Source organism: Pseudoalteromonas sp. TB25 (assembly GCF_000497995.1).
GTDB classification, from domain to species: Bacteria; Pseudomonadota; Gammaproteobacteria; order Enterobacterales; family Alteromonadaceae; genus Pseudoalteromonas; species Pseudoalteromonas distincta.
Window position 1 is genome coordinate 1 of record NZ_AUTI01000012.1, and the last position, 1,192, is coordinate 1,192.

Annotated in this window: 1 protein-coding gene; it reads right to left on the reverse strand. The window is 37.0% G+C overall.

All coding sequences use genetic code 11. From position 1 onward, the window contains the following. Window positions 1-146: 146 nt before the first annotated feature. Window positions 147-932 carry a hypothetical protein gene (locus tag L652_RS0100185; protein ID WP_024595658.1) on the reverse strand — a complete coding sequence of 262 codons (786 nt, stop codon included), beginning with the start codon at window positions 930-932 and terminating at the stop codon, window positions 147-149. Between the last annotated feature and the right edge of the window lie 260 nt (window positions 933-1,192).

A 1,192-nucleotide genomic window follows, 5' to 3' on the forward strand; every position in this document is an offset into this window, starting at 1 on the left:
CAGCAGCTAAGCCAACCGCTAATAAAGAAGGTGCAAATTTTTGCATGTTGTTTGGATCTCCTGTTTTTTTGCTACTTTAGCGAAACCTAAAGGATAAAGCCAAAAAAACAGGTGAAAACGCAGTTAATTAAGATGAATTTCTGTAATTATTTCTTTATATAATTGTTATATAGCTTTTCAAGCGCACCTTCGGTGGTAAGCGAGGGATCTTTACTAATAAAGTGCTTAACCGTACGCGTTACAAAATCAGAGTTTTGCTTATGTAGCTTTGAAAAATCTTTAATAAGTGTATTACCGTCTTTAGCCGCAGTAACTTTGTCATGACGATGACGATACTGGCTCAATGCTTTATTAAAATCGCCTTGGTAGTCTTCAACCAAAATTTTATAAAAGTCGCTTTTTTGAACATTTAAATCGTTAATGCAGTAATTTAACGCCTCTTTAAAGTCGGTAAATATCATGCCTTCTACATCAAACTCTTTTGTTTTTTCGCGCACTGCTACTTTGGCATCTTCTGTGGCATAGCTAAAACCCGTAAAGGCTAAACGCTCAGCGGCTTCTTTTCCTAATTTCATGCCCGCAGCAATACTATGCGCAAACTCGTCGCTCATGTCGCCAAGTTCGCTTTCTTCCCACATGTTATAAACGCGCAGTGGTTTAGCATATTTATTTGAGAGCTTTTTTTTAAGCTTGGTAAAGCGCTCATCAATCGTCATCAGTCTTTCGTTATGTAAAAGTGCGTGGCACTCATAACACGCAGGGATTGAGATAAAGTCAGCCTCTTCACCTAAATCAACAATACTTTGTAGCATATGAAGTGGCGGACAATGATCGCGCTCTGTCGCTTCACAGCCACAATAAAAACACTGATTAAAATGTTGCTGATCGCACGCGTATGCTTGCTGATAATAACTGGCTAACGTTTTGCTCACCGTTGCTCCTAAAAAAAACACGACTAAATTATGGGGGCGATAATAACAGCCTGAAAAAATAAGTTATACCAATTGCATCAAATTAGTGCTCTATTATTTCGCTAAAAAGTAGTGCAATAACAGGCACAAATAACAACGTGTAGTTATTCTATACAAATAATTTTTAACGCAGTAAGTACACTATTTAATGCAATAGAATGATTATGCTTTTTATTAGTCGCTAGAATTAAATAACGGCCGCTATTAAACCAAATAAACCA